The organism is Maritalea mediterranea, assembly GCF_021568695.1.
In the GTDB taxonomy this organism is placed as follows: domain Bacteria; phylum Pseudomonadota; class Alphaproteobacteria; order Rhizobiales; family Devosiaceae; genus Maritalea; species Maritalea mediterranea.
Window position 1 is genome coordinate 246,194 of the sequence record NZ_JAKGTI010000001.1, and the last position, 24,851, is coordinate 271,044.

A 24,851-nucleotide genomic window follows, 5' to 3' on the forward strand; every position below is an offset into this window, starting at 1 on the left:
GGGCAAAGAACTATGTCATATGTACCTAATCCGCGCCCGGCAGGCGATTTCCGCACCAGCTATACGGACGATAATCGCCTGTTCAAAACCCACTTTGAAACCCGCGCCGCCTTGGTGTTACTGGCTTTAATCATCGTGGCGGCACCCTTCATCGGGAATTATTGGCTTTCCCAGCTCATCATGATCGGCATTTATGCGATTGCCGCGATCGGGCTGAATATTCTGGTCGGCACCACCGGGCAGATCTCTTTGGGGCATGCGGCATTTTTCGGCTTTGGTGCGTTCGCCAGTGCCTGGTTGGCCAACTCATTTGGTGTGCCGATTTTGCTGGCCATGCCCGCCGCCGCACTGTTAACGACAGCGGTCGGTATGATTTTCGGGGTGCCGGCGGCACGTATTAAGGGCCTCTATCTGGCGATCGCCACACTGGCCTCCCAGTTCATTCTGACCGACTTCTTTTCCCGGGCAGAATGGTTCTCCGGCGGCGTTTATGGCGCGCTGGCCGAGCGGCCCAACCTGTTCGGCTTCGCCTTTAATGATGATTTGCGCTATTTCTATCTGGTGCTGTTCTGGCTGGTTGTAACCGCCGTCGCGGTGACCAATCTGCTGCGCTCTCGCGATGGCCGGGCCTTTGTGGCTGTGCGCGATCACTATCTGAGCGCCGAAGTGATGGGGGTAAACCTCACCAAATATCGGATTCTGTCCTTTGGCATCTCATCCTTTTTCGCCGGATTGGCGGGGGCCTTGTTCGGGCACTATCTCGAATATGTTTCGGTAGAAGGGTTCACCATTCTGCTGTCCATTCAGTTCCTCGCCATGATCATTATTGGCGGGTTGGGCTCGGTCTATGGGGCCATTTTGGGCGCAGCCTTCATCCTGTTGCTGCCGCAAGTGATGGAAAGTGTCACCACCATGGCGGCCTATATCTTTCCGGCTATGGAGAGCGGCAAATCCTATGTGAAGCAAATGTCCATTGGCGCCGCCATCATCCTGTTTTTGATCTTTGAGCCAGAAGGGCTCATCCACCGCTGGCAGCAAATCCGCGCCAGTTGGAAACTCTTCCCCTTCTCGCGCTAGCGGGACGGGGCGCATATCGCGAACTCAAAAGGCGTTCATCCCCGGCTATGAAACGCCAATAAAAACAATATGCCGAGGGTAAAGAGGAGACAAAAGTGAAACACATGAAAACAACTTTATTGGCGCTTTCCGCATCATTGTTGATGGGCACGGCCGCAAGCGCTCAAGATAGCGTCTTTGTTGGCCATTTGGTGGACTATACCGGCCCCACTGCCTTTGTGGGCAAGGCCTATGGCCCAGGTGTTTATGACGCCATTCAATATGTCAATGCCAATGGCGGGATTGACGGCACCCAGATTGAACTCACCCAAGTGGATTACGCCTATAAGGTGCCAGAAGCCATCGCTGCTTATAAAGCTTGGTCTGGCCGCGGCATGGTGGCCATGCAGGGCTGGGGCACCGCCGATACGGAAGCGCTGATTTCTTTCGTGGCCAAGGATAAGATTCCGGTTTATTCCGCCTCTTATTCAGCCCACTTGACTGACCCTGAAGGCACCAACCCGGCCACAAAAAAACCGGCGCCTTATAACTTCTTTTATGGCCCATCCTATTCCGATACATGCCGGGCTCTGGCCCAGTGGGCGGCTAGCGACGCAGAAGAAAAGGGCATTGAAAATCCAACCTTCCTGCATGCGGGCGATAATCACCCCTATCCAAATGCGCCAAAAGAAGCCTGCAAGGCCTATGCCGAAGAATTGGGCATGACCGTGGCTGACCCCGTTGTGGTGCCGATGGCGCCGGGTGACTTTAAAGCCCAGTGCCTGACCATCAAGGAAAGTGGCGCGCAATATGTCTATCTCGGCAATTTGGGCGGCTCGGTTGTGGCGCTGCTCAAATCTTGCGGCACCGTCGGTGTTGAAGCCAACTATATGGGCAATGTGTGGGCCGGTGACTATGTCACCATTGAAGCCTCGCAGGCCGAAAAAATGATCTTCCCATCGTCCACGCCTTTCTATGGCCAGGATGTGCCGGGCATGGATCTGGTGACCAAAATTGCCCAATCCGGCGAATTTGCCGATGGCGGCAAACCAACCCACCACTATATCCGCGGCATTTGCTCCGCCTACTACATGATGGAAGCCATGGCTTGGGCCAAGGAAAATGGTGGCATCACCGGCGAGAACATCAAAAAAGGCATGTACGCCAAGGAAAACTGGGTGCCTGAAGGACTTGAAGGCGTCTGCCTGCCCTCAACCTGGACCCCGACAGATCACCGCGGCCTGATGACTGTGGCGATCAATCAGGGCTCTTATGAGGATGGCGAAGTGAAAATCGAGCGTATCGATGAAACCACACTGCCTCGTCGTGACGACTGGTTGGGCCTGTAAGATCAAACAAGATAGCGCGGGGGTGAAAAATATCCCCGCGTTCAAACAAGCTGACGGGAAGGAGGCATAAAAATGAAACCACAAATGGCCGCAACTGGTGAAGCGATGGGCGCGGAGACCATCCTTTCCGTCAACAATATCGAGGTGGTGTTTAACGAGGTGATCCTCGTGCTGCGTGGCCTCAATCTGAATGTGCAACGCGGCAAAATCACCGCTTTGCTGGGCACCAATGGCGCGGGCAAATCCACAACGCTAAAGGCCATCACTAATCTGCTGGCCAGCGAAGATGGTGAAGTCACCCGCGGCTCTATTGAGTATGAAGGGCAGGACATTACCGACATTGGCCCCGAAGCGCTGGTGCGCAAGGGCGTATTTCTGGTGATGGAAGGGCGCGGCATTTTGCAGGATATGACCGTGATCGAGAATTTGCGTCTTGGCGCCTATTCCCGTCCCAATGCGAATTTGAAAGAAGAAATTGAAGAAGTGTTCCGCTTCTTCCCGCGCTTGAAAGAGCGCACGGGCCTCGCGGGCTACCTGTCCGGCGGCGAGCAGCAAATGCTGGCCATTGGCCGCGCCCTGATGGCGAAACCGAAACTGATCTTAATGGATGAACCCTCCATGGGCCTGTCGCCGCTCCTCGTGAAAGAAGTATTCGGCATCATCAAGCGGCTAAACCGCGAGTTGGGCATCTCCATTTTGCTGGTGGAGCAAAACGCCAATATGGCGCTGCATGTGGCCGATGAGGGCTACATTATGGAGAACGGCAAAATCGTGCTCGATGGCACCGCCGAAGAACTGATGGACAATGAGGACGTGAAGGAATTCTATCTCGGCGGCGGCGGCGAACGCCGCTCGTTCAAGGACATTAAAAGCTATAAACGCCGCAAGCGTTGGCTTTAAGTGGGTGGTGCGCTGTGAACGAACTTTATTTCGACAAAGCTGAAGCCCAGGATCCCCTGTTCCGCCAATCCGGCCTGATGGCCAAGCTGCGTAAGCAACTGGCCCACGCCAAAGCCAATTCAACCTATTGGCAGGAGGCGCTGGCCGAGATCGATCCGGAAAATATTCAATCGCGGGATGATTTGGCCAAGCTGCCCATTTTGCGCAAAAGCGATCTGGTGGCGCTGCAAGCAGAGCGCGACCTGTTTGGCGGCATCGCCACCGACAAATCGGCCATCAAACGGGTGTTCTTTTCCCCCGGGCCAATCGTCGAGCCGCAAGCCAATATTGCAGACCCCTGGCGCATGGCCACCGCGCTTTATGCCGCCGGGATGCGTCCGGGCGATGTAATCGCCAATTGCTTTTCCTATCATCTCACCCCAGCCGGCTTTATGTTTGATGAAGCAGCGGCCAAGCTCGGCGCAACCATTTTTCCGGCTGGCGTGGGCAACACCGAAACCTTGGTCGAGGCGTTCAACCATTTCCAGATTTCGGGTTATGTGGGGACGCCTGATTTCTTGCAAATCATTTTGGAAAAAGCCAAGGGTCTGGGCAAGGACATTAGCTGTGTCAAACATGCCCTTGTGTCTGGCGGCCCGCTATTCCCGGCCATGCGCGAATTCTATCAAGGCGAGAATATTGATGTGCGCCAATGCTATGGCACCGCCGAGCTGGGCCTGATTGCCTATGAAACCCAAGGGGAGGGCATGGTGATTGCCGAAGATTGTCTGGTCGAAATTGTCCGGCCCGGCACCGGTGACCCGGTGAATGAGGGCGAAGTGGGCGAAGTGGTGGTCTCCATTTTTGACCCCACCTATCCGTTGATCCGCTTTGCTACGGGCGATCTCTCCGCCACCATGTCCGGCCAATCAGATTGTGGCCGCACCAACGGACGGCTGAAGGGCTGGCTGGGCCGGGCCGACCAAACCACCAAAGTGCGGGGTATGTTTGTGCATCCACAACAGATTGCGCGGGTGGTCAAAGCCTATCCGCAAGTGGCGCGCGCCCGCTTGGAAGTGACCGAGCAGGAGGGCAAAGACCAAATGACCCTGCTATGTGAAATCGAAAATGTCGCGCCAGGCTTGTTGGACGATATTGCCCAAACTATGCGCGCCGAAACGCGCCTCCGGGCCGATATTCAGGTCGTGTCGCCCAATGCCTTGCCCAATGATGGCAAAGTGATCGAGGACAAGCGGGTGCTTGGCGTGTAGCAATGGAGTATAAACACGCATCATGCTGTAAATATTTACCGGAAATCCGCTTGTCATGCGTATAAATACTTTGGATAGAAATTGATCTTTTGTGGTTATTCGCCATGCTCTGTGCTTCGTGCAAAGGAGTTGGCGGATGAAAACACCATTTAGGGCGGCTCGCCGCGCAAAATTCACTTACGCCTGTGAATTGCAGGCAGAAGCGTGCGCCGCACTGGGGTCGCCCTTCACTGCCCAATTGTGCCAATTGATGGCAACTCATCAGTTTTCCTCTGCAATGCTGGAGGACAAGCTGGCCACCTGGCCCGGTGATTTAACCTATCGGGTGCATGCCGTGCCTTTGCGCCTGTGCGGCGCGCTCAATGCATTGGCCCGCAGTGGCCAGATGCCGGCCTTGACCGCGCTTTACCCGCCCCATCACACAAACCAACTGGATCAGGCCTTCTGGCAGGTGTTGGACAGGGCAGCCAGCGATTTTGAAGATCAAATATTGGCGCAGCTGGCCTTTGCACCCCAAACAAATGAGGTGCGTCGCGCCAGTGCTTTGATGCCGGCCTTGCTGCGTCTGGCAGCGCGTTTCAACATGCCCATCAAGCTTTATGAATTGGGGGCCAGCGCCGGGCTCAATCTTGCGCTGGATCATTTTGCTTACCAGTTGGGCGCGCAGCATTACGGACCGGCCGCCGCCCCCTTCACCCTTAAGCCTGATTGGCAAGGGCCGACTCCCCCGGCAGCTCAACTTGATATTGTCCACCGTGTCGGCTGCGATCTCAACCCGCTGGATTCGCACAGCCCAGCAGATGTGGCGCGGTTGATCTCCTATATTTGGCCGGACCAAACCGAACGGGTGGACCGCACAGAACAGGCCATTGAAGTGGCGAAAGAATTGGATATTCGTTTAGACGCGGCGGACGCTGCCGCCTGGCTAGAGCACCAAATCGATCAACTGCAACCCGGCCATATGCATGTGGTTTATAACACGGTGGCGTTCCAGTATTTTCCCCCTCCTGTCCAACAGCGGATAAGTGCTCTTCTTGCGGCAAAAGGAGCGAGTGCCACCAAAGATATGCCCTTGGTTTGGCTGCAGCTGGAAAAGGATGGTCACCAGCCCGGTTTCACCATCACACAACAGCTGTGGCCCGCCGGCGAGACGCACATTTTGGGGCGCGCAGATGCCCACGGGCGCTGGATCACTTGGCATCAGCCCCCAAAAGTGCTTAAGCTACAAACGGTTGATGTTTAAGAATAAGAAACCATATGCAGGCGGATGTGTATGAACGCGCTTCAATCCGCTTGCTAAAGTGGTGTCATAATAGTTTGCTATACGCAAATTCAAGAAATATTAGATCTGCTTCAAGGGAGACCTCAACATGCCACACTTTCTAAAAAGCGGGCAGAAACCGCTGAAATCTATGCTCGTCGCCTCCGTCGCGGCCATCGCAATCGGGGCGGCCACCCCAGCGGTGGCGCAGGATGCCGCGACGGAAACCACCATGGAAAAATCGATGACGAGCATCACCCACAGGGTCGAAGTGGGCGCCATTGATCTGACCAATGCCAATATGGATGAAGTCACCCTGCGTGAAATTCTTACCGGAAAACTGGCGGAAAATGCGGAGCAATTGGCCGGTTTGAATGCGGATCGCGTTCGCATACCGGAGCTGCGTTTTTCCTATGAAGTGACCGTTGATGAACAGTCCACCACCAATGAGATGGTGTTCAAGGAAATTGTACTTGAAAATGTGCGCGATGGCGTAGCGGAAAAAGCTTCGGTTGGCGAAACCCTTGGCCTGTTTGGCACAGACGGTATGGGCGAGAATCCCATTGATGAAGTGGAATTCGGTTATGGCCTAAGCGAGATCACCGCGCTCAACATCCATTCGCTCTTGGGGGCGTACGGCCTGATTGATGTGGAGAAATCCGACGAATTTGAAACCATTTATCAAAGCTACTCGCTGGCCGGGGGCACATTGAGCGCCGACATGTTTGCTTGTGAGTTCGGTGCCGCAAGATCGGGCACTTTCCGTGCGAAACCGGACGCCATGGATATGAGCAAGCTCACAGCCATGATCGAAGAAATTGACGCGGCAGAGAAGTCTGACCGGGAGCCAACGCAAGAGCAAATCGGCAACATTATCGATTTCTACGCCCAGCTCGTTTATGGCTTTGAGTCAGAAGAAACCATCATGGATGGCATTGCCTGTGCGGGTGAAGAAGACGATCAGGAATTTGCCTTCTCCACCGGTGAAATTGCTGTCGGTTCGTTCGGAAACGGCATCTATCCACGTTTCAGCGTCAGCGATATTGTGATCGCGGTGGAAGGCGAAGATGCTGGCACCATTTCGATCGACAATTTCACCTTTAAAGAAATTGACTTTGGCCCCACCTTTGCAAAATTGGGCGAAGCTGCTGAATATTCCGAAGATTGGTTCGAGAAAAATATGCGCGGCCTGATCCCGTCGATCACCGGTTTCTCCATCAGTGGCGTGCAGTTTGATGTGCCCAACGAAGATGATCCGGAAGAGCGTATCACGGGTTCTGTTGATATGTTTGACCTCACTTTGAAACAATATCAAAACGGGATTCCAGCAGATATCCGCCTCGAGGCTAAAGCGTTGCAAGCTGATCTACCTGCCTCCAGCGAAGATGAAGGGGTGCAACAATTGATCGATGCTGGCCTCGAGCAAATCAATATGGGCTTTGTGGCCGATTTGGATTGGGACGCGGAAGCACAGGTCATCAATGTAAATACGTTGACAGCTGCCATCAAAGAGATGGGCACCGTAGAGATCAGTGGCACCATAGGCGGGGCGACAGAAACGCTGTTCGCCAGCGATCCGCAAATGGCCATGATGTCGGCCATGTCCTTGGCGGTGACCGATCTCAATATCATGATGGATGATGAGGGGCTGGTTCAGTTGGCCCTGGCCCAAGCCGCCGCTGAGCAGGGCGCGCCGGTCGAAGCGTTCACCAATCAGGTCACAGCCATGTCACAGGGCATGATTGTAGGCATGTTGGGCGGCACTGATTCAGCCGTTGCATTGGGCGAGCATGTTGCAGGCTTTTTGGGCGGCAACAAAAAGATCAATGTTAATCTGACAGCCAAGTCACAAACGGGCGTCGGCATGCCACAAATTATGATGCTGCAATCTGACCCCACCAAACTTCTTGAGTTTGTTGATCTCAATTCTACGCTTGAATAGATCGGGCCCATGGCTAAGAAAAAGGCCGCTCAATAGAGCGGCCTTTTTGGTTGAAACCGGCTGAGAAATTAGGCATATAACTTAACATATTTTTTAATTGATATTTTCGAAGGCCGTTATGTCTCGATTTTTTGCCGCTTTGTTCTTGTTTGTCGCTGTGCATTTGTTGCTGCTTTTCCCCGCCATATCCAAGGCGCAGGCATTGATCCTGCTATAGCAGGCTGGTGATCTACACATCAGCAACAATTTTTTGAATACGCCGCGCATGCCGACCGCCATCAAATGGTGTCTCCAGCCAAGTGGTCACAATCGCTTCAAGCTGATCTTCATAGATCATGCGCTCTCCCAGCGAGAGCACATTGGCATCATTATGCCGCCGCGCCATTTCGGCGGAAAGCGTGTTCCAGCAAACAGCGCAGCGAATGCCCTTGATCTTGTTGGCCGCAATCGCCTCGCCATTGCCCGACCCGCCCAACACGATCCCGCGCTCAAATTCCCCCGACGCCACCGCCTTGGCCACTGGGAAAATAAAGTCCGGATAGTCACAAGACTCATCGCTAAAGGTGCCAAAATCCTGCACTTCATGCCCGGCCGCGGTCAGAAAGGATTTGATCTTTTCTTTGTAGCGATATCCCGCGTGATCGGTGCCAATAGCGATTTTCATAAGGTGATTCCATTTGGTGGGGGGAGTTACATTAATAGGCAAGTTCCCTTGCCGTGCAACTCCAAGAAGGTGAGTAGGCTTTAGAATAAACGGCATGAATGCGCAGCCGAGGTGAGGTGGCACGGTATCAGCCAGTCCGCTGGCGTCATTGCAAGACTTGATCTTGCAATCCATTTGAGCTGTCAAAATAGCAGATAAGTCTGAAAAATTCGCCTCACCTTCGGCAAGCCGACAAGTGAATTGGACCCCAAGTTCAAACGTTGGGGTGACAGTGGTGGATAGAATGAGCCGTGCATAAAGCTTATGTGAAGCACCAATTGGCGGGGGTGCCGGGGTAGCGAACGTAGTGAGCGACGGCGGCGCAAAAAAGAGCCGAGATGCAGCGCCATCCCCACCTACCGGGCCGCCCTGGACTTGATCCGGGGTCAAAACAACATCAGCAGGAGGCCAATAGGGACTCCGAGGCGCGTCGCTCCCTTTGATGGCAGGGTGTCCGCATATGAAATTGACCAGCCAAATCTAAACAAGCCGCCGGATTAAACAGCCACGTCCTAGCCGACCATTCGCTCTACATAGACCCCGGATCAAGTCCGGAGTGGCCGCGGAGGAGATAGTGCCATGAATCGCCATTGGTCACGCCAAGGAACGACAAAGAAAACTTACACTACGCAACGCAAGCCTCCACTTTTCCAAACGCACCTCCCTCCCCTCTATGGGGAGGGATCGAGAGTGGGGTGAAGCGACACCGGGCGCCAAGGTCACTAGCGCCGCGCAGCGGACTGCGCCGTGGATGACCGGATCAAGTCCGACAATGCCAACGAGAGCGCAGTAGCGCATAGCCGACCCAGACCCACGCTTCAACTCGGCCCTTCCGCATACACATCACCCCCCTTGCCACCCACTCCAACCCATGTTAAATAAACAAACGTTCATTTAATTATTAGAGGTGAAAGTGGCGCGCACGCACGGCTCTAAGGGTGAGGAAACCGCAAAGCGCATTGATGAAGTGGCGCTGAAGCTCTTTGCGAAAAAGGGCTATGCCGCCGTGTCCATGCGCGAGATTGCCTTGGAAGTCGGGGTGCAGGCAGGGGCGCTCTATAATCATTGCCCCAACAAGCAGGCGCTGCTCACAAATTTGCTGGCCGATCATATGCAGGCGCTGCTGGATGCGTGGGGCGAAATGGAGCTGCCGAAAGACCCGGCGCAACAGCTCGAAACTTTTGTCCGCTTCCATATCCAATATCACCTGAAACGGCCAGATCAGGTGTTCATTTCCTATATGGAATTGCGCAATCTGGAGCCGGACAATTTCAAAAAAATTGAAGCCCTGCGTCGCCAATATGAGGCGATCCCGAAAAACATCCTCGCCGCCGGCCAAATGGCGGGCCAGTTCAATCTGGCCGACACCCATGTCGCCGCCATGGCCATTCTCGCCCAGCTCACCGGGGTCACCACCTGGTATCGCGAGCAGGGGCGGCTGAGCCAACAAAAAATCGAAGATATTTATGTTCAATTGGTGTGCCAATCTGTGGGCATCACCTTAAGTGGAGGACACTGAAATGTTCACAACCGGAATGAATTTCGCCCTTGGGGAGGATATTGAAGCCTTGCGCGAAATGGTGCACCGCTTTGCGCAGGATCGCATCGCGCCCATGGCGGCCAAGATTGACGAAACCAACGAATTCCCCAACGAGCTTTGGAAAGAGTTTGGTGAGTTGGGCTTGTTGGGCGTCACCGTATCAGAAGAGTTTGGCGGCGCGGAAATGGGCTATTTGGCCCACTGCGTGATCGTGGAAGAAATCAGCCGCGCCTCGGCCTCTGTCGGCTTGTCTTATGGCGCACACTCCAATCTGTGCGTCAACCAGATTTACCGCAATGGCACCCAGGTGCAAAAAGAGAAATATCTGCCCAAGCTGATCTCCGGCGATCATGTGGGCGCCTTGGCCATGTCCGAACCCGGCGCCGGGTCAGACGTGGTGTCCATGCAATTGCGCGCCAAAAAGGTCGATGGCGGCTATAGCCTCACCGGCAACAAAATGTGGATCACCAACGGCCCTGACGCAGATACGCTGGTGGTCTATGCCAAAACCGACCCTGAAGCCAATTCCAAAGGCATCACTGCCTTTATAATCGAAAAAGGCATGGACGGATTTTCCACCGCGCAAAAGCTCGACAAGCTGGGCATGCGCGGCTCCAACACCTGTGAGCTGGTGTTTAAAGATTGCTTTGTGCCGGAAGAAAATATTCTGGGCGAATTGAACAAAGGCGTGCGCGTTTTGATGTCCGGGTTGGACTATGAGCGCGTCGTGCTGGCCGCTGGCCCAGTGGGCATCATGCATGCCGTGCTTGATGTGGCCGTGCCTTATGTGCATGAGCGCAAGCAATTCAACCAGGCCATTGGCGAGTTCCAATTGGTGCAGGGCAAATTGGCCGACATCTATTCCACCATGAATGCCTGTCGCGCCTATGTTTATGCCGTGGCGCAAGCCTGCGACCGGGGCGAAACCACCCGTAAAGATGCCGCGGGCTGCATTCTTTATTCTGCTGAAAAAGCAACCCAATGCGCTCTCGATGGCATCCAGCTTCTGGGCGGCAATGGCTATATTAACGAATATCCAACAGGCCGTTTGCTACGCGATGCGAAGCTTTATGAAATCGGCGCGGGCACCAGCGAAATTCGCCGCATGTTGATCGGTCGCGAGATGTTTACGGAAACAAAATAGCGCTCTACCGTTCCTCTTTGAAGGGAGAAACGACATGACAGATCAAGATGCGCCAGAGTTGAAGTCAACCTTTGATGATTTAAAGGCGGTGTTCATCAACACCTCGCTGAAAAAATCTCAAAGCGATAGTCACACCGCTTTGTTGATGCAAGCCTCGGCCGATATTATGCGCCAGCACCATGTTGGCGTCGACTTTATCCACGCCGCCGATCACCACATCGCCTTTGGCGTCTATCCCGATATGACTGAGCATGGCGCCGACCGTGATGACTGGCCGCAATTATGGCCCAAGGTGCTTGATGCCGACATTCTGGTGATCGGCACGCCGATCTGGTTGGGCGAAGAAAGCTCGATCTGCCGCGTGATTATTGAGCGGCTCTATGCCATGTCCGGCGAGCTCAATGCGAAAAACCAATCCATCTATTACAATAAGGTGGGTGGCGCGGTCATCACCGGCAATGAAGATGGCGTGAAGCATTCGTCCATGACCATTCTATATGCGTTGCAACATTTGGGGCTGACCATTCCGCCTCAGGCCGATTGCGGCTGGATTGGCGAGATCGGCCCCGGCCCCTCCTATGGCGACGACAAAGAAGATGGCGGCAAGGTCGGGTTCGACAATGATTTCACCCAACGCAACACCACCATCATGACTTGGAATCTGATGCATATGGCCCGCATGCTCAAAGATGCGGGCGGCATCCCAAATTACGGCAATGATCGCAAAGCGCTGCAAGCGGGCACGCGCTTTGATCATCAAAATCCTGGATATCGCGCATGATCATTAAATCCCAAATCTCCACCGCGTCAGAGAGCTTTAAAACCAATCAAAAAGCGCTGCTGGACCAGATGGCGCAGATTGAAGAGGCGGTTGAAATCGTCCGGCAGGGCGGCGGCGAGAAATCGCGCGAGCGTCACACGTCGCGCGGCAAATTGCTGCCGCGTGATCGGGTGGCCAAATTGCTCGATCCCGGCTCACCTTTTCTGGAAGTCGGCGCCACGGCGGCCCACGGCCTTTACAATGGCGACGCCCCCGGCGCGGGCCTGATCACCGGCATTGGCCGCGTGGCCGGGCAGGAGGTGATGGTGGTGTGCAATGATGCCACCGTAAAGGGCGGCACCTATTATCCCATGACCGTCAAAAAACATTTGCGGGCGCAAGAAATCGCCCTCGAAAACCATCTGCCCTGCGTTTATCTGGTGGATAGTGGCGGCGCCAACCTGCCCAATCAGGACGAAGTCTTTGCCGACCGCGATCACTTTGGCCGAATTTTTTACAATCAGGCCAATATGTCCGCCAAGGGTATTGCGCAGATTGCGGTGGTGATGGGGTCGTGTACCGCAGGCGGCGCTTATGTGCCCGCCATGTCGGATGAAACCATCATTGTGAAAAACCAAGGCACCATCTTTTTGGCCGGTCCCCCATTGGTGAAAGCCGCCACCGGTGAAGTGGTTACGGCGGAAGATTTGGGCGGCGGCGATGTGCATACGCGCCTCTCCGGCGTGGCCGATCATTTGGCCGAAAATGACGAACATGCCCTGCAACTGGCTCGCGAAGCGGTGGCCAATCTCAATCGGCAAAAACCGTCAAGCCTGCTCACCCAAGCGCCCGAAGACCCGCTTTATGACCCCAATGAGATCATCGGCGTTGTCCCCGGCGATTTGAAAACGCCCTACGATATTCGCGAGGTGATTGCTCGCGTGGTCGATGCCTCGCGCTTTGAAGAGTTTAAAGCCCGCTATGGCACCACGCTGGTCTGCGGTTTTGCCCATATTCACGGTATGCCCGTGGGCATCATCGCCAATAATGGGGTGCTGTTTTCCGAAAGCGCTGTTAAAGGCGCACACTTTGTGGAGCTGTGCTCCCAGCGCAAAATCCCGTTGGTCTTTTTGCAAAACATCACCGGCTTTATGGTCGGCCGCAAATATGAAAATGAAGGCATTGCCAAAAATGGTGCCAAGCTGGTGACCGCCGTGGCCACCACCTCGGTGCCGAAAATCACCGTGCTGGTTGGCGGTTCCTTCGGCGCGGGCAATTATGGCATGTGCGGCCGCGCCTATCAGCCACGCTTTTTGTGGACCTGGCCCAACTCCCGCATCTCGGTGATGGGCGGTGAACAAGCCGCAGGCGTTCTCGCCACCGTCCGCCGCGACGGGCTGGAGCGAAAAGGCGTTGAATGGTCTGCGGAAGAAGAGCAACAATTCAAACAACCGATCATCGATCAGTTCGAAGAGCAGTCCCACCCGCTCTACGCCTCCGCTCGCCTCTGGGACGATGGCATCATCCACCCCGGCCGCACCCGCGATCATCTGGCACTCTCGCTCAGTGCTGCCCTCAACGCCCCAATTGCGGACACGCAATTCGGCCTCTTCAGAATGTAGGAGTTGTGCATGTTTAAGAAAATTCTGATTGCCAACCGGGGTGAAATTGCATGTCGCGTTATGCGCACGGCGCAGCAAATGGGCATCCAATGTGTCGCCATCTATTCCGATGCGGACGCCAACGCCCAGCATGTGCAGATGGCGGACGAGGCCTATCATATTGGCCCCAGCCCCGTGGCGGAAAGCTATTTGAAGGCCGACAAGATCATTGAGATCGTCAAGCGCACCAGCGCGGAAGCGGTGCATCCGGGCTATGGGTTCCTTTCCGAAAATCCAGACTTCGTTGAGGCGCTGGAAGCCAACAATATCCGCTTTATCGGCCCCTCTGCTGATGCGATCCGCAAAATGGGCCTGAAAGACGCGGCCAAGGCTTTAATGGTCGAAGCGAATGTCCCCGTGGTGCCCGGCTATCACGGCGACAATCAGGACGCTGATTTCCTCGCGGCAGAAGCCGAAAAGATCGGTTATCCGGTGTTGATCAAGGCCCGCGCAGGCGGCGGCGGCAAAGGCATGCGCCGTGTGGACGACCCGAAAGAGTTTAAGTCAGCGCTGGAAGGGGCCATGCGCGAAGGCCAGTCCAGTTTTGGCGACCCGCGGGTGCTGATCGAAAAATACATCACCACCCCGCGCCATATCGAAATTCAGGTCTTTGGCGATGATCATGGCAACGCTGTGCATCTGTTCGAGCGCGATTGCTCGCTGCAACGCCGCCACCAAAAGGTGATCGAAGAAGCCCCCGCGCCGGGCATGACCGAAGAGATGCGCAACGCCATGGGCGAGGCGGCGGTCAAGGCAGCGAAAGCGATCAACTATTCCGGTGCAGGCACGGTGGAATTTATCGTGGATGCCGCCGACGGGCTCAACCCGAACGGCTTCTTTTTTATGGAAATGAACACCCGCTTGCAGGTGGAACATCCGGTGACCGAATTGATCACCGGGCAGGATCTGGTGGCCTGGCAATTGCGCGTCGCCAGCGGCGAACATCTGCCCATGGCACAAGACGACTTGTCGATCAATGGGTGGGCGTTCGAAGCGCGGCTCTATGCGGAAGATGTGCCCAAGGGCTTTCTGCCCGCCACCGGCACCTTGCAGCATCTGGCGCTCGATGATCAAACCGCCCGTATCGATTCCGGCGTGGCCACAGGCGATGAAATCTCGCCCTTCTACGATCCGATGATCGCCAAAATCACCGTGCACGCCAATGACCGCGCCGAATCCCTACAAAAGCTCAACAAAGCCTTGGGCAATAGCGAGATTGTTGGGCTGGTCACCAATAAGGACTTTTTGAAAGCCCTCACCGAGCATCAGGATTTTGCCCAAGGCAAAGTGGATACGGGCCTGATTGACCGCGATCTCGATGCGTTGATCGAACCGGCCACGCTGCCCGCCGAAACCATCGCCGCCGCGTTCATCGTGGCCAGCAATCTGGCGCAAAAACCAAGCACGGATATCTGGCAGAGCCTGCCCGCCTATCGTGCATGGCCCGGCGAAAGCCTGCCCCTGCATCTGCACCATGCCGACCGCGAAATCATCGGCCGCATCCAGCTTCTGGAGGGCGCCTACCAAGTCGCGTTTGACGATCAAACCGTTGAGGTGAAATCAGCCAAACTGGAGGGCGATAAATTAGTGCTGAACTTCGGTGACCACCAGCAAAAGATGCGGACCCATCAGGCCCACAATCAGCTCACCCTGTTTGCCGATGGTCAACGCCACCAGTTCGACATTGTCGAAGTTGAACTGGCCGAAGACGCCACCAACGGCGACAATGTGATTTCGCCCATGCCGGGGGCCATTGTCGACCTCAAGGCCAAGGCCGGGCAGGCGGTGAAAAAGGGCGACAAGCTGATCACCATCGAGGCGATGAAAATGGAACACGCGCTCGCCGCCCCGCGCGATGGGATGGTGGCCGAGGTGCTGGTGTCCCTCGGCGATCAGGTGCAAGATGGTGCCATGCTGATCACGCTGGAGCCTGAAGATGGATAAGGTCACCTTGTTTGAGATGGGGCCGCGCGACGGGCTGCAAAACGAGAAAAAGCTGATCGACACCGCCGACAAAATCAATCTGGTCGATCTTTTGTCCGATTGCGGCTTCAGCAAAATTGAAGTCACCAGCTTTGTCTCGCCCAAATGGGTGCCGCAAATGGCCGACGCGGCCGAGGTGCTGGCGGGCATTAATCGCAATCCGGCCATTGCCTATGCGGCGCTCACGCCCAATCTGCGCGGCTATGAAGGCGCGAAAGCCGCCCGCGCCGACGAAGTCGCCATCTTCGCCTCCGCGTCTGAAGGGTTCAGCCAGAAAAACATCAATTGCTCCATCGATGAAAGCCTGGAGCGGTTCGCCCCCGTGCTCGCCGCCGCCAAGGCCGATAATATCCCCGTGCGCGGCTATGTCTCCTGCGTCACCGATTGCCCCTATGATGGACCCACGCCACCGGAAAGCACCGCCCGCGTTGCCAAAGCGCTTTACGATATGGGCTGTTATGAAATCAGCCTCGGCGACACCATCGGTGCCGCCACGCCCGAAACCACTTCTTTGATGCTGCAAGCGGTGCAACAGCACGTGCCCATCGCCAAACTGGCCGGCCACTTCCACGATACCCACGCTCGCGCTTTGGACAATATCGAAGTGTGCCTCGGCTATGGCCTGCGGACTTTCGACGCCGCCGTCGGCGGCCTCGGCGGTTGCCCTTACGCCCCCGGCGCCAAAGGCAATGTCGCCACTGAAAAAGTCGCCAACCTGCTTCACAGCAAAGGCTTCGCCACCGGCCTCGACCTTGAAAGACTCGCCAAAGCCAGCCAATTTGCCCAAAGCTTAAAGGGATAGCATCATGCCCGATTACACCACCATTTCCCTAGAAACCGATGCCCAAGGCGTCGCCACGCTCACGCTGAATCGTGCCGAAAAACACAATGCCATGAGCGCAGATATGATTGCTGAACTCACTGCCGCGACGGCTGAGATCAATCGGGATGAGACAATCCGTGTGGTGGTGCTCACGGGCGCAGGTAAAAGCTTCTGCGCTGGCGGCGATCTCAACTGGATGCGCGAGCAGTTTGCTGCGGATCGCGCCACCCGCATGGCGGAAGCGAAAAAGCTGGCCATGATGCTGTTTGCGCTGAACACGCTGGAAAAACCGCTGATCGGCAAGGTCAATGGCAACGCCTTTGGCGGCGGCGTCGGCATGATGGCGGTGTGCGATATGGTCGTGGCGGCTGACCATGCCAAATTCGGCCTCACGGAAACCAAGCTCGGGCTAATCCCGGCCACCATCAGCCCCTATGTGGTGGCGCGGATGGGCGAGGGCAATGCCCGTCAGGTCTTTTTCTCTGCCGCCCTGTTCGGACCAGATCGGGCGCAACAATTGGGCCTTGTGGCCAAATCAGTGCCGTTTGAAATGTTGGATGAAGCGGTAGAAGCCGAAATCAAACCCTATTTTGCCACCTCACCGCAAGCGGTCAACGCCGCGAAAAAGCTCGCCCGCCAACTCGGCCCCCGCCTCGATGAAACGCTGATCGATGACACCATCCGCCAACTGGCCGACACCTGGGAAACGCCAGACGCGCAAGAGGGCATCGGCGCGTTCTTCGAGAAGCGCAAGGCGAACTGGGTGCAGTAGAGTTAAGCTCAATATTGCCCCCAAAACTCTTCCCTCCCCCTGGTGGGGAGGGATTGAGGGTGGGGGGCGTCGGACACCCGCCAGCTATTTGCGCCACCGCGTCCAAACGGGCCGTGAAGGGGCTCGTCTTGTAGGACTGAGGAACGGAATTTCTTCAGCTATCACCCGTCCCCAACCCTCCCCATCAAGGGGAGGGCAGGCCTTGCCAGCGGCTAATGTTCAGGTTTCAATAGCTTTGCAGCGCGCAAAAAGTATTCTTCGTTCACGGTTTAGCCGTGGCTATTGGTCCCGGCTCAAGGCCGGGACGGCCACATAGAGCCGGACAATAGATTGTTCCTCTCCCACTGTTCATTCCTAATATGCAGCCTCCCTCCTCTTGTGGCAGGGCGTAAGGGTGGGGTGCGGCCAAAAAAAGAGGATGAGTTCTTCTAATTGACGGTTCACATCTCCGTGCCGGTGGCGCGAGACTGGCTCTTTTTGCCGTCCTGTTCCCGCCGCGCCTTGTTGGCTTCAATTTTGCCTTCAAGATCGGCTTCATCGGGCCGCCCGCTAAAGTGCTCTTGAGTGGGCAAATAGTCGGCCACAATCAAATAGGTCTCCTGCGCCACATCATAGAGGCGGCGCAATTCGGCCAGTGGGTCTTCATGATCGTCAGCGCGGATATCCAGCCACGGATAGGGTTCGCCGCGATGGATCACCAATCCGGCCGATTGCTTGCCGCGTTTGTCGCCGCCCGCCGCTTCACCGGCTTCCATAGCGGTCATCAAGCGTTCTGCAAAAGGCTGATGCATATGGTTGCGATAGGCGCGGGCGGTTTCTTGCACCACTGCCTCTCCGGCTAACATATTGCCCGCCACCGAAAAGCCATCGCCAATCTCATGTCCGGCAAAATCAATGCAGTCATCGCCGGTAAAAGCAGCTGATTGTCCGCTTTGATCGAGCATATGGCATTGGCGGGTGGCGCGGCCTTCATCCTTGGCCACCATGCAATTGAGCACATGTTGCGCGCTTTCGCCCTGCGCCAGCATCTGCCGCCCTTCTGTGCCCCAAAGCGGGTTCACCCTGCTCTGCGACGCAATCGCGAAGTCCGCACCCATATAGGGCACCATCGCCCCGGCCGCGAAGAAGCGGCTGGCGACGATGACCCCGACCATGCCAGTTTCTTTGTCTTTTGCGACGATTGAGTAGGTCATTTGGTAGGTCCCCCAGCTTTGTTTTGTTAAAACTAGCACCCCTTGTTTGATGGCCCAACGCTGATGCAAAAATTATTTTAAAGGGGCCGGAACTTTCCGACCTTATGCATCGTTGATATCGCGCATCTACAACACTGGATGAAAAGGAAAATATAAATGTCCAAAGTTGATGTGACCAAACAAGCCAATGAACGCCGCTTGAAAGACGATAAAAAGTCCAACGAACAACGCGAAGTGAACCGGAACAATCCCAACACTTCCTCAAAAGGCCCAGAGCGCAAAAAAAGCGCATAAGCGCCTAATTCGTTCGGTCTAACCGAAAGGTCCTGCCACGTCCGCAAGATGCGGCAGGATTTAGCTTTTCTTGTTCACAAACGCCGCCACCGCCTCTTTATGGGCGTTAGAATGGTGGCAGGTGCCTTGCACCAGGGCGGTATGGTCCAAAAAGTCCGACAGGTTCATCTGCTGCGCCTTGCGCATCAGCAATTTGGATTGCCGCACTTGATAATGCGGCTTTGCGGCGATTTCTTGCGCCAGGGTGGTGGCCCGGTCCATCAATTCCTCCGCTGGCACCGCATCCAGCAAAAAGCCGATTTCCTTGGCTTCTTTGGCATCAAATAGCCGCCCGGTAAAAGTCAGCTCTGCGGCGCGTTGATAGCCGACGACGCGCTGTAAGAAGTAAGCGCCGCCGTCGCCGGGGATCAGCCCCATATTGACAAAATTTTCGCCAAAGCGGGCATGGTCGGCGGCGATGCGGATATCGCACATGGCGGTGAGGTCAAAGCCAGCGCCCACAGCCACGCCATTGATCGCGGCGATCACCGGCACGCTCAGTTCGGCAAATTTCATCGGAATACGCTGGATGGTGGCTTTGTAGGCCGCCGCGATATCATCCACCCCGCCGGAAAACATGCCGGTGCGCTCGTGCATGTCTTTCACATTGCCACCAGAGGAAAAGCCCTTGCCTGTGCCGGTGAGGATCACACAGCCGACATCCGGGCTGGCCTCGGCCCAATCCAATGTGTGAATGATGTCGTCGATAAGGTTGGTGCCGGTGAGGGCGTTTAACACGTCCTCACGGCAAAAGGTCAGCGTGGCCACGCCAGCATCCAATTCCAGCTTGGCATCGGTCAGCGTGGGCAGGCTCATCTTAGTCAAGCGCCGAGGTCAGTTCAGGCACCAGCTCGAACAGATCGCCCACCAGGCCATAATCGGCCACGGAGAAGATCGGCGCATCTTCGTCGCTATTGATCGCGACGATGGTGGTGCTGTCTTTCATGCCCGCCAAGTGCTGGATCGCGCCGGAAATGCCGATGGCGATGTAAAGTTTGGGCGCGACAACCTTGCCGGTCTGGCCCACTTGCCAATCGTTGGGGGCATAGCCCGCATCCACCGCCGCGCGAGACGCGCCAAGTGCGGCGCCCAGCTTGTCGGCCAAAGGCTCAAGCAGTTCGTTGAACTTCTCCTTGGAACCGAATGCACGACCGCCGGAGACCACAACTTTGGCGCTGGCCAGGTCCACCCGATCACCACCAGCCAATTGCTCGCTCTTAAAGCTGGAGATGGCATTGTTCGGTGTATTGTCCACCGCTTCAACGCTGGCACTGCCATCAGTGGCTGCCGCTTCGAAGGCCGTGGTGCGCACAGTGATCACCTTTTTGGCGTCGCTGGTCTGTACTTTTTGGAACGCATTGCCCGCATAGATCGGGCGGACAAATGTGTCACCGCTCACCACTTCCGTAATGTCAGAAATCTGCATCACATCGAGCAAAGCCGCCACGCGGGGCAGGGTATTTTTCCAGTTGGAGGTCGCCGGGGCCACAATCGCATCGTAACCATCAGCCAAGGAGACGATCAGGTCTGCAACAGGCTCCGCCAATTGGTGGGCAAAGGCCGCATTGTCCGCGTTCAAAACTTTGCCCGCACCGGCAATTTTCGCGGCTTCTTCGGCAACGGCACCCGCGCCTTCACCGGCCACCAGAACATCAAAACCATCGCCCAGCTTTGCCGCGGCGCTGGCCGCGCGCAACGTGGCTTCGTTCAAGGCTTTATTGTCATGTTCAGCAATCAAAAGTGTCGTCATTAGATTGCCCCCGCTTCGTTCTTCAACTTATCAACCAGCTCTGCAACTGAACCCACTTTAATGCCTGCCTTGCGCTTTGGCGGCTCAGTGGTTTCAAGAACGGTCAACCGGTTTTTGATCTCAACGCCATAATCGCCCGGCTCTTTAACGTCCAAAGGCTTTTTCTTGGCCTTCATAATGTTCGGCAAAGAGGCATAGCGCGGCTCATTGAGGCGCAAATCTGTGGTGATGATCGCGGGCAGGGAAAGCGATACGGTTTGCAAACCGCCATCCACTTCGCGGGTCACATCCACGCCATCACCGCTCAGCTCGACATCATAGGCGAAAGTGCCCTGGCCCCAGCCGAGCAATGCGCCCAGCATCTGGCCGGTCTGGTTGGCATCATCATCAATGGCCTGCTTGCCCAAAATCACCAATTGTGGCTGTTCTTCATCCACGACGGCTTTCAGCAACTTGGCCACATCAAGAGGCTCAACCGTCTCGTCGGTCTTGATCAGAATGCCGCGATCCGCGCCCATGGCCAGGCCAGTGCGCAAGGTTTCCTGCGCCTTTTCCGGGCCAATTGACACAACGATCACTTCTTCTGCCTTGCCGGCTTCTTTCAGCTTCAACGCCTCTTCAACGGCAATTTCGTCAAAGGGGTTCATGCTCATTTTCACATTGGCGAGATCAACGCCCGTTCCATCCGCCTTCACGCGGATCTTGACGTTGTAATCAACGACCCGTTTCACGGGTACAAGAATTTTCATCTTTGGCTCTCCGTAAGTTAGTCGGCAATCTCAATTGCCATGGCCGTTGCTTCACCCCCACCGATACAAAGCGAGGCAACACCGCGTTTCTTAGAGGTGTGTTCAAGCGCGTGCAAGAGCGTCACCAAAATTCGTGCGCCAGAAGCGCCAATTGGGTGGCCAAGGGCACAGGCACCGCCGTGAATATTCACCTTGTCCGCATCAATCTTGAGGTCATGTATCGCCGCCAGAGTCACAACGGCAAAGGCCTCATTGATTTCCCAAAGATCAACATCATTAACAGCCCAGCCAATCTTGTCGATCAGTTTTTGCATGGCAGGTACAGGCGCTGTGGTGAACCAGCCTGGCTCATGCGCATGGCTTTGATGGCCGATGATCCGCGCACGGATCTTCAGCCCCTTGGCCTTGGCATCACTTTCGCGCATCAGCACAAGCGCCGCCGCGCCATCAGAGATGGAGGACGCATTGGCCGCAGTCACCGTGCCATCCTTGGCAAAGGCCGGGCGCAATTGTGGAATTTTGTCCGGGCGGGCATTGCCGGGCTGCTCGTCTTTATCCACGGTCACATCGCCCTTGCGGCCCTTGATCGTTACCGCGGTAATTTCTTTGTCGAATGCACCTGACTCTTGCGCCGCAAGTGCCTTGTTCAGCGACCCGAGGGCAAATTCATCTTGTTGTTCGCGGCTAAAGCTATATTTACTCGCGCAATTTTCAGCAAATTCGCCCATCAATTCATGCTTGTCATAGGCGTTTTGCAGCCCATCAAAAAACATATGGTCGATCACTTCCGAATGGCCCATGCGCGCGCCGCTGCGCATTTTCGGCAACAGATAAGGCGCGTTGGTCATGCTTTCCATGCCGCCCGCCACGACAATGTCACCATTGTCCGCTTTCAGCTGATCGTGTGCCAGCATCACCGCTTTCATGCCCGAGCCGCACACTTTGGAAATGGTGGTGCAGGCGGTGCCCAGCTTCAGCCCGGCACCCAGCGCTGCCTGACGGGCAGGGGCCTGGCCGATTCCGGCATTGAGCACATTGCCCATCAGCACTTCAGAAATATCTTCTGGCGAAAGGCCCGCGCGCTCCACGGCGGCCTTGATCGCGGTGGCACCCAGGTCCGGTGCACTCGCCGCGCCCAGATCACCTTGCAGCCCGCCCATCGGGGTCCGGGCTGCGTCAACAATCACAATATGGTCTGTCATGAAATGCTCCTATCGCGGTTGCAACCGCACCGCGCCATCAAGCCGAATGGTCTCGCCATTCAACATGCTGTTGATGATGATATGTTCCACCAATTTGGCAAAATCTTCCGGGTGTCCCAACCGTTTGGGGAAGGGGGTGTTTTCCGCCAGTGAATCCTGAACCTCTTGCGAGAAACCTTTCATCATAGGTGTCAAAAAGATACCCGGTGCAATCGACAAAACCCGCACCCCGTCGCGCGACAAATCCCGCGCCATCGGCAGGGTCATGCCCACAATGCCGCCCTTTGAGGCGGAATAAGCGATCTGGCCAATCTGGCCTTCATAAGCGGCCACAGAGGCGGTGTTGATGATCACACCGCGTTCGCCATCACCTGAAAGCGCATCCATTTTCACCATGCCTGCGGCAGATTGCGAGGCGCAGTTAAAGCTGCCAATCAGATTGACACCCAATGTTTTGGCAAACAGGCCCGCATCATGCGGATTGCCGTCGCGGTCCACGGTTTTGGCGCCCGGCGCAATGCCGGCGCAGTTCACCATCACCCGCTCTTGCCCCAGTTGGCCGCGCACATGTTCAAAACCGCGATCAACACTGTCGGCATCCGACACATCCACCTTGGCAAAGGCGCCGCCAATCTCGTCGGCCACCCGTTGGCCATCTTCTTCATTCAGATCGAAAATACCGACCCGCGCGCCCAAAATCGCCAGGTGCCGCGCTACGCCTTCACCCAGACCAGACGCGCCGCCGGATACGACAACGGTCAGTTCATCATTAATATGCATATTTATTCACCCTTGAAGTTGGCGTCGCGTTTTTCGCTGAAGGCCGCCATGCCTTCTTTTTGGTCGTGGCTGGAAAACAGGCCATGAAAGCTCCGGCGCTCAAACAAAACGCCCTCGGTCAAGCCGCCCTCAAGCGCGCGGTTCACCGCTTCTTTGCCGGCCATCACGGAGAGTTTGCCGAAGCCAGCAATCTCTTTGGCAATGTTCATCACTTCATCCACCAGCTTATCGGCATCAAAAACCCGCGCCGCCAAATTGCAGCGCTCCGCTTCGGTGGCGTCCATCATCCGACCGGTCAAAATCATGTCCATGGCTTTATATTTGCCCACGGCCTTGGTCAGTCGTTGCGACCCGCCCATGCCTGGGATCACCCCAAGCTTGATTTCCGGTTGGCCGAACTTGGCGCGGTCGCCTGCATAAATCACATCGCACATCATGGCCAGTTCACAGCCACCACCAAGGGCATAGCCGTTCACCGCCGCCAAAATCGGCGTGCGAATGCGCGATAGGCGGTCCCATCCGGCAAACCAGTCCGCGTTCAGCATGTCGGTTGCACTCTTGTCCTGCATTTCCTTGATGTCCGCCCCGGCGGCAAATGCTTTTTCGGATCCGGTGATCACAAAGCAGCCCACATTGGGGTCGCGGTCATATTGTTCCAGTGCGGAGGCCACCGCTTCCATCACATCAAGATTCAGCGCATTCAGCGCGTCCGGGCGATTGAGGGTGATTTTGACCACCCGTTCGACCTGTTCCACCAAAATAACATCGGTCATCACGCTATCCTTTAGCTCGATCAAAATTGGAAATTGGTGCGCCTAACTTTTGTCAAGCGCATCCAAATCGTTGATGATGCCAGAAAAATCGTGCCCCACGCCGTGTTTTTCGACATACTTTTCATACAATGATGTGGCGTGCGCGCCAAGGGGGGTGGCACTATCCGTTTGGCTAGCCGCGTCCTGGCTCAATTTCAGATCTTTCAGCATCAGGCTGGCATCAAAACCCGGCTTATAGTCCCGGTCAGCGGGGCTTTCCGGCCCAACGCCGGGCACCGGACAATAAGTGTTCACGCTCCAGCAAGAGCCGGATGATGTGGAAATGACATCAAATAATGCAGATTTATCGAGGTTGAGCTTGTCCGCCAGATTAAACGCTTCCGCCGTGCCGATCATGGAAATCGCCAACAGCATATTGTTGCAGATTTTAGCGGCTTGTCCGGCGCCGCCCGCGCCGCAATGCACCGCCTTTTGCCCCATAATGTCAAACAAGGGCTTCGCCTTGCCATAGGCATCGTCACTGCCGCCCACCATAAAGGTCAGCGTGCCCGCTTCCGCGCCGCCCACGCCGCCGGAAACCGGCGCATCAAGGCTCAACATGCCCGCCTCTTTCGCCATGGCATGGGCTTCCTCGGCGCTTTTCACATCAATGGTGGAGCAATCCAGAAACACAGTACCTTTGTTCGCCAGCCCCAAAAGCTGCTTATAAACGCTCAGCACAATATTGCCGTTGGGCAGCATTGAGATCACCACATCGGCGCCTTCCACCGCGCCTTCGGCGCTATGGGCAAGCTGCACGCCCTTGGCCGCCGCTTTTTGCGCAATCTCCTGGTTCAAATCAAAGCCCAACACCTCGTGCCCGGCGGTGGATAGGTTTGCGGCCATGGGGCCGCCCATATTGCCCAGTCCGATAAATGCGATCTTCAT

23 protein-coding genes are annotated in these 24,851 nt (G+C 55.9%); 14 read left to right on the forward strand and 9 right to left on the reverse strand.

The window, feature by feature from the left end; all coding sequences use genetic code 11:
- The first annotated feature begins 12 nt into the window (after nucleotides 1–12).
- The 6 genes from L1I42_RS01205 (at nucleotide 13) to L1I42_RS01230 (ending at nucleotide 7,758) form a co-directional block, all read left to right on the forward strand.
- Nucleotides 13–1,077: a branched-chain amino acid ABC transporter permease gene (locus L1I42_RS01205; protein ID WP_236112674.1), complete on the forward strand. Its 1,065-nt coding sequence runs from the start codon at nucleotides 13–15 to the stop codon at nucleotides 1,075–1,077.
- A 104-nt stretch (nucleotides 1,078–1,181) separates the two neighbouring features.
- Complete coding sequence (locus L1I42_RS01210) at nucleotides 1,182–2,405, forward strand: ABC transporter substrate-binding protein (RefSeq protein WP_236114145.1); 1,224 nt, start codon at nucleotides 1,182–1,184, stop codon at nucleotides 2,403–2,405.
- 72 nt (nucleotides 2,406–2,477) lie between these two features.
- Nucleotides 2,478–3,305 carry an ABC transporter ATP-binding protein gene (locus L1I42_RS01215; RefSeq protein ID WP_236112675.1) on the forward strand — a complete coding sequence of 276 codons (828 nt, stop codon included), beginning with the start codon at nucleotides 2,478–2,480 and terminating at the stop codon, nucleotides 3,303–3,305.
- Nucleotides 3,306–3,319: 14 nt separating this feature from the next.
- On the forward strand, nucleotides 3,320–4,555 hold the full coding sequence (locus L1I42_RS01220; protein ID WP_236112677.1) for a phenylacetate--CoA ligase family protein: 1,236 nt from the start codon (nucleotides 3,320–3,322) through the stop codon (nucleotides 4,553–4,555).
- Between the two features lie 136 nt (nucleotides 4,556–4,691).
- Nucleotides 4,692–5,798, forward strand: a complete 1,107-nt coding sequence (locus L1I42_RS01225; protein WP_236112680.1) for a DUF2332 domain-containing protein — start codon at nucleotides 4,692–4,694, stop codon at nucleotides 5,796–5,798.
- 127 nt (nucleotides 5,799–5,925) lie between these two features.
- The gene (locus L1I42_RS01230) at nucleotides 5,926–7,758 is read left to right on the forward strand and encodes an aq_1923 C-terminal domain (protein WP_236112682.1); all 1,833 of its coding nucleotides are present in this window, start codon (nucleotides 5,926–5,928) and stop codon (nucleotides 7,756–7,758) included.
- Nucleotides 7,759–7,987: 229 nt separating this feature from the next.
- Here L1I42_RS01230 and rpiB read toward each other — a convergent pair whose 3' ends face one another.
- Nucleotides 7,988–8,422 (reverse strand): ribose 5-phosphate isomerase B, encoded by a 435-nt coding sequence (gene rpiB / locus L1I42_RS01235; protein ID WP_236112684.1) that lies wholly within the window; start codon nucleotides 8,420–8,422, stop codon nucleotides 7,988–7,990.
- Between the two features lie 952 nt (nucleotides 8,423–9,374).
- On the opposite strand from rpiB, the gene L1I42_RS01240 reads away from it, so the two are divergent.
- The 7 genes from L1I42_RS01240 to L1I42_RS01270 are packed head-to-tail and all read left to right on the forward strand — an operon-like array spanning nucleotide 9,375 to nucleotide 17,144.
- A complete protein-coding gene (locus L1I42_RS01240) occupies nucleotides 9,375–9,980 on the forward strand; it encodes a TetR/AcrR family transcriptional regulator (protein WP_236112686.1) in 606 nt (201 codons plus the stop codon).
- Between the two features lie 16 nt (nucleotides 9,981–9,996).
- On the forward strand, nucleotides 9,997–11,145 hold the full coding sequence (locus tag L1I42_RS01245; protein WP_500796432.1) for an isovaleryl-CoA dehydrogenase: 1,149 nt from the start codon (nucleotides 9,997–9,999) through the stop codon (nucleotides 11,143–11,145).
- A gap of 34 nt (nucleotides 11,146–11,179) precedes the next feature.
- On the forward strand, nucleotides 11,180–11,926 hold the full coding sequence (locus L1I42_RS01250; RefSeq protein WP_236112688.1) for a flavodoxin family protein: 747 nt from the start codon (nucleotides 11,180–11,182) through the stop codon (nucleotides 11,924–11,926).
- Nucleotides 11,923–13,527 (forward strand): carboxyl transferase domain-containing protein, encoded by a 1,605-nt coding sequence (locus L1I42_RS01255; RefSeq protein ID WP_236112689.1) that lies wholly within the window; start codon nucleotides 11,923–11,925, stop codon nucleotides 13,525–13,527. Before L1I42_RS01250 ends, L1I42_RS01255 begins: the two co-directional genes overlap by 4 nt.
- A 9-nt stretch (nucleotides 13,528–13,536) precedes the next feature.
- On the forward strand, nucleotides 13,537–15,510 hold the full coding sequence (locus L1I42_RS01260; RefSeq protein ID WP_236112690.1) for an acetyl/propionyl/methylcrotonyl-CoA carboxylase subunit alpha: 1,974 nt from the start codon (nucleotides 13,537–13,539) through the stop codon (nucleotides 15,508–15,510).
- Nucleotides 15,503–16,351 carry a hydroxymethylglutaryl-CoA lyase gene (locus tag L1I42_RS01265; RefSeq protein ID WP_236112691.1) on the forward strand — a complete coding sequence of 283 codons (849 nt, stop codon included), beginning with the start codon at nucleotides 15,503–15,505 and terminating at the stop codon, nucleotides 16,349–16,351. The genes L1I42_RS01260 and L1I42_RS01265 overlap by 8 nt, the downstream gene beginning before the upstream one ends.
- Before the next feature lie 4 nt (nucleotides 16,352–16,355).
- Entirely contained in the window at nucleotides 16,356–17,144 is a 789-nt protein-coding gene (locus L1I42_RS01270; protein ID WP_236112692.1) for a crotonase/enoyl-CoA hydratase family protein, read from the forward strand.
- A 440-nt stretch (nucleotides 17,145–17,584) separates the two neighbouring features.
- On the opposite strand, the gene L1I42_RS01275 is transcribed toward L1I42_RS01270, so the two are convergent.
- Nucleotides 17,585–18,337: a DUF1028 domain-containing protein gene (locus tag L1I42_RS01275; RefSeq protein ID WP_236112693.1), complete on the reverse strand. Its 753-nt coding sequence runs from the start codon at nucleotides 18,335–18,337 to the stop codon at nucleotides 17,585–17,587.
- 156 nt (nucleotides 18,338–18,493) lie between these two features.
- Here L1I42_RS01275 and L1I42_RS01280 point away from each other — a divergent pair, with 156 nt between their 5' ends.
- Nucleotides 18,494–18,631 carry a hypothetical protein gene (locus L1I42_RS01280; RefSeq protein WP_236112694.1) on the forward strand — a complete coding sequence of 46 codons (138 nt, stop codon included), beginning with the start codon at nucleotides 18,494–18,496 and terminating at the stop codon, nucleotides 18,629–18,631.
- Between the two features lie 60 nt (nucleotides 18,632–18,691).
- Here L1I42_RS01280 and L1I42_RS01285 read toward each other — a convergent pair whose 3' ends face one another.
- The 7 genes from L1I42_RS01285 to mmsB are packed head-to-tail and all read right to left on the reverse strand — an operon-like array spanning nucleotide 18,692 to nucleotide 24,851.
- Nucleotides 18,692–19,486, reverse strand: a complete 795-nt coding sequence (locus tag L1I42_RS01285) for an enoyl-CoA hydratase-related protein (RefSeq protein WP_236112695.1) — start codon at nucleotides 19,484–19,486, stop codon at nucleotides 18,692–18,694.
- Between the two features lies 1 nt (nucleotide 19,487).
- Nucleotides 19,488–20,420, reverse strand: coding sequence for an electron transfer flavoprotein subunit alpha/FixB family protein (locus L1I42_RS01290; RefSeq protein ID WP_236112696.1), 933 nt, complete (start codon nucleotides 20,418–20,420; stop codon nucleotides 19,488–19,490).
- Nucleotides 20,420–21,169, reverse strand: coding sequence for an electron transfer flavoprotein subunit beta/FixA family protein (locus L1I42_RS01295; RefSeq protein ID WP_236112697.1), 750 nt, complete (start codon nucleotides 21,167–21,169; stop codon nucleotides 20,420–20,422). Before L1I42_RS01295 ends, L1I42_RS01290 begins: the two co-directional genes overlap by 1 nt.
- Nucleotides 21,170–21,186: 17 nt before the next feature.
- A complete protein-coding gene (locus L1I42_RS01300; RefSeq protein ID WP_236112698.1) occupies nucleotides 21,187–22,371 on the reverse strand; it encodes an acetyl-CoA C-acyltransferase in 1,185 nt (394 codons plus the stop codon).
- 9 nt (nucleotides 22,372–22,380) lie between these two features.
- On the reverse strand, nucleotides 22,381–23,151 hold the full coding sequence (locus tag L1I42_RS01305) for an SDR family NAD(P)-dependent oxidoreductase (protein ID WP_236112699.1): 771 nt from the start codon (nucleotides 23,149–23,151) through the stop codon (nucleotides 22,381–22,383).
- A gap of 2 nt (nucleotides 23,152–23,153) precedes the next feature.
- Nucleotides 23,154–23,927, reverse strand: coding sequence for an enoyl-CoA hydratase-related protein (locus L1I42_RS01310; RefSeq protein ID WP_236112700.1), 774 nt, complete (start codon nucleotides 23,925–23,927; stop codon nucleotides 23,154–23,156).
- Between the two features lie 39 nt (nucleotides 23,928–23,966).
- Complete coding sequence (gene mmsB, locus L1I42_RS01315; RefSeq protein ID WP_236112701.1) at nucleotides 23,967–24,851, reverse strand: 3-hydroxyisobutyrate dehydrogenase; 885 nt, start codon at nucleotides 24,849–24,851, stop codon at nucleotides 23,967–23,969.

What these genes read in the sequence shown, in the direction of transcription:
- L1I42_RS01260 (WP_236112690.1), top strand. Translation starts at nt 13,537, where the DNA reads ATGTTTAAGAAAATTCTGATTGCCAACCGGGGTGAAATTGCATGTCGC.
- L1I42_RS01265 (WP_236112691.1), top strand. Translation starts at nt 15,503, where the DNA reads ATGGATAAGGTCACCTTGTTTGAGATGGGGCCGCGCGACGGGCTGCAA.
- L1I42_RS01280 (WP_236112694.1), top strand. Translation starts at nt 18,494, where the DNA reads ATGTCCAAAGTTGATGTGACCAAACAAGCCAATGAACGCCGCTTGAAA.
- L1I42_RS01270 (WP_236112692.1), top strand. Translation starts at nt 16,356, where the DNA reads ATGCCCGATTACACCACCATTTCCCTAGAAACCGATGCCCAAGGCGTC.
- L1I42_RS01210 (WP_236114145.1), top strand. Translation starts at nt 1,182, where the DNA reads ATGAAAACAACTTTATTGGCGCTTTCCGCATCATTGTTGATGGGCACG.
- mmsB (WP_236112701.1), bottom strand. Translation starts at nt 24,851, where the DNA reads ATGAAGATCGCATTTATCGGACTGGGCAATATGGGCGGCCCCATGGCC.
- L1I42_RS01245 (WP_500796432.1), top strand. Translation starts at nt 9,997, where the DNA reads ATGAATTTCGCCCTTGGGGAGGATATTGAAGCCTTGCGCGAAATGGTG.
- L1I42_RS01215 (WP_236112675.1), top strand. Translation starts at nt 2,478, where the DNA reads ATGAAACCACAAATGGCCGCAACTGGTGAAGCGATGGGCGCGGAGACC.
- L1I42_RS01290 (WP_236112696.1), bottom strand. Translation starts at nt 20,420, where the DNA reads ATGACGACACTTTTGATTGCTGAACATGACAATAAAGCCTTGAACGAA.
- L1I42_RS01305 (WP_236112699.1), bottom strand. Translation starts at nt 23,151, where the DNA reads ATGCATATTAATGATGAACTGACCGTTGTCGTATCCGGCGGCGCGTCT.
- L1I42_RS01295 (WP_236112697.1), bottom strand. Translation starts at nt 21,169, where the DNA reads ATGAAAATTCTTGTACCCGTGAAACGGGTCGTTGATTACAACGTCAAG.
- L1I42_RS01205 (WP_236112674.1), top strand. Translation starts at nt 13, where the DNA reads ATGTCATATGTACCTAATCCGCGCCCGGCAGGCGATTTCCGCACCAGC.
- L1I42_RS01255 (WP_236112689.1), top strand. Translation starts at nt 11,923, where the DNA reads ATGATCATTAAATCCCAAATCTCCACCGCGTCAGAGAGCTTTAAAACC.
- L1I42_RS01230 (WP_236112682.1), top strand. Translation starts at nt 5,926, where the DNA reads ATGCCACACTTTCTAAAAAGCGGGCAGAAACCGCTGAAATCTATGCTC.
- L1I42_RS01250 (WP_236112688.1), top strand. Translation starts at nt 11,180, where the DNA reads ATGACAGATCAAGATGCGCCAGAGTTGAAGTCAACCTTTGATGATTTA.
- L1I42_RS01300 (WP_236112698.1), bottom strand. Translation starts at nt 22,371, where the DNA reads ATGACAGACCATATTGTGATTGTTGACGCAGCCCGGACCCCGATGGGC.
- rpiB (WP_236112684.1), bottom strand. Translation starts at nt 8,422, where the DNA reads ATGAAAATCGCTATTGGCACCGATCACGCGGGATATCGCTACAAAGAA.
- L1I42_RS01285 (WP_236112695.1), bottom strand. Translation starts at nt 19,486, where the DNA reads ATGAGCCTGCCCACGCTGACCGATGCCAAGCTGGAATTGGATGCTGGC.
- L1I42_RS01225 (WP_236112680.1), top strand. Translation starts at nt 4,692, where the DNA reads ATGAAAACACCATTTAGGGCGGCTCGCCGCGCAAAATTCACTTACGCC.
- L1I42_RS01275 (WP_236112693.1), bottom strand. Translation starts at nt 18,337, where the DNA reads ATGACCTACTCAATCGTCGCAAAAGACAAAGAAACTGGCATGGTCGGG.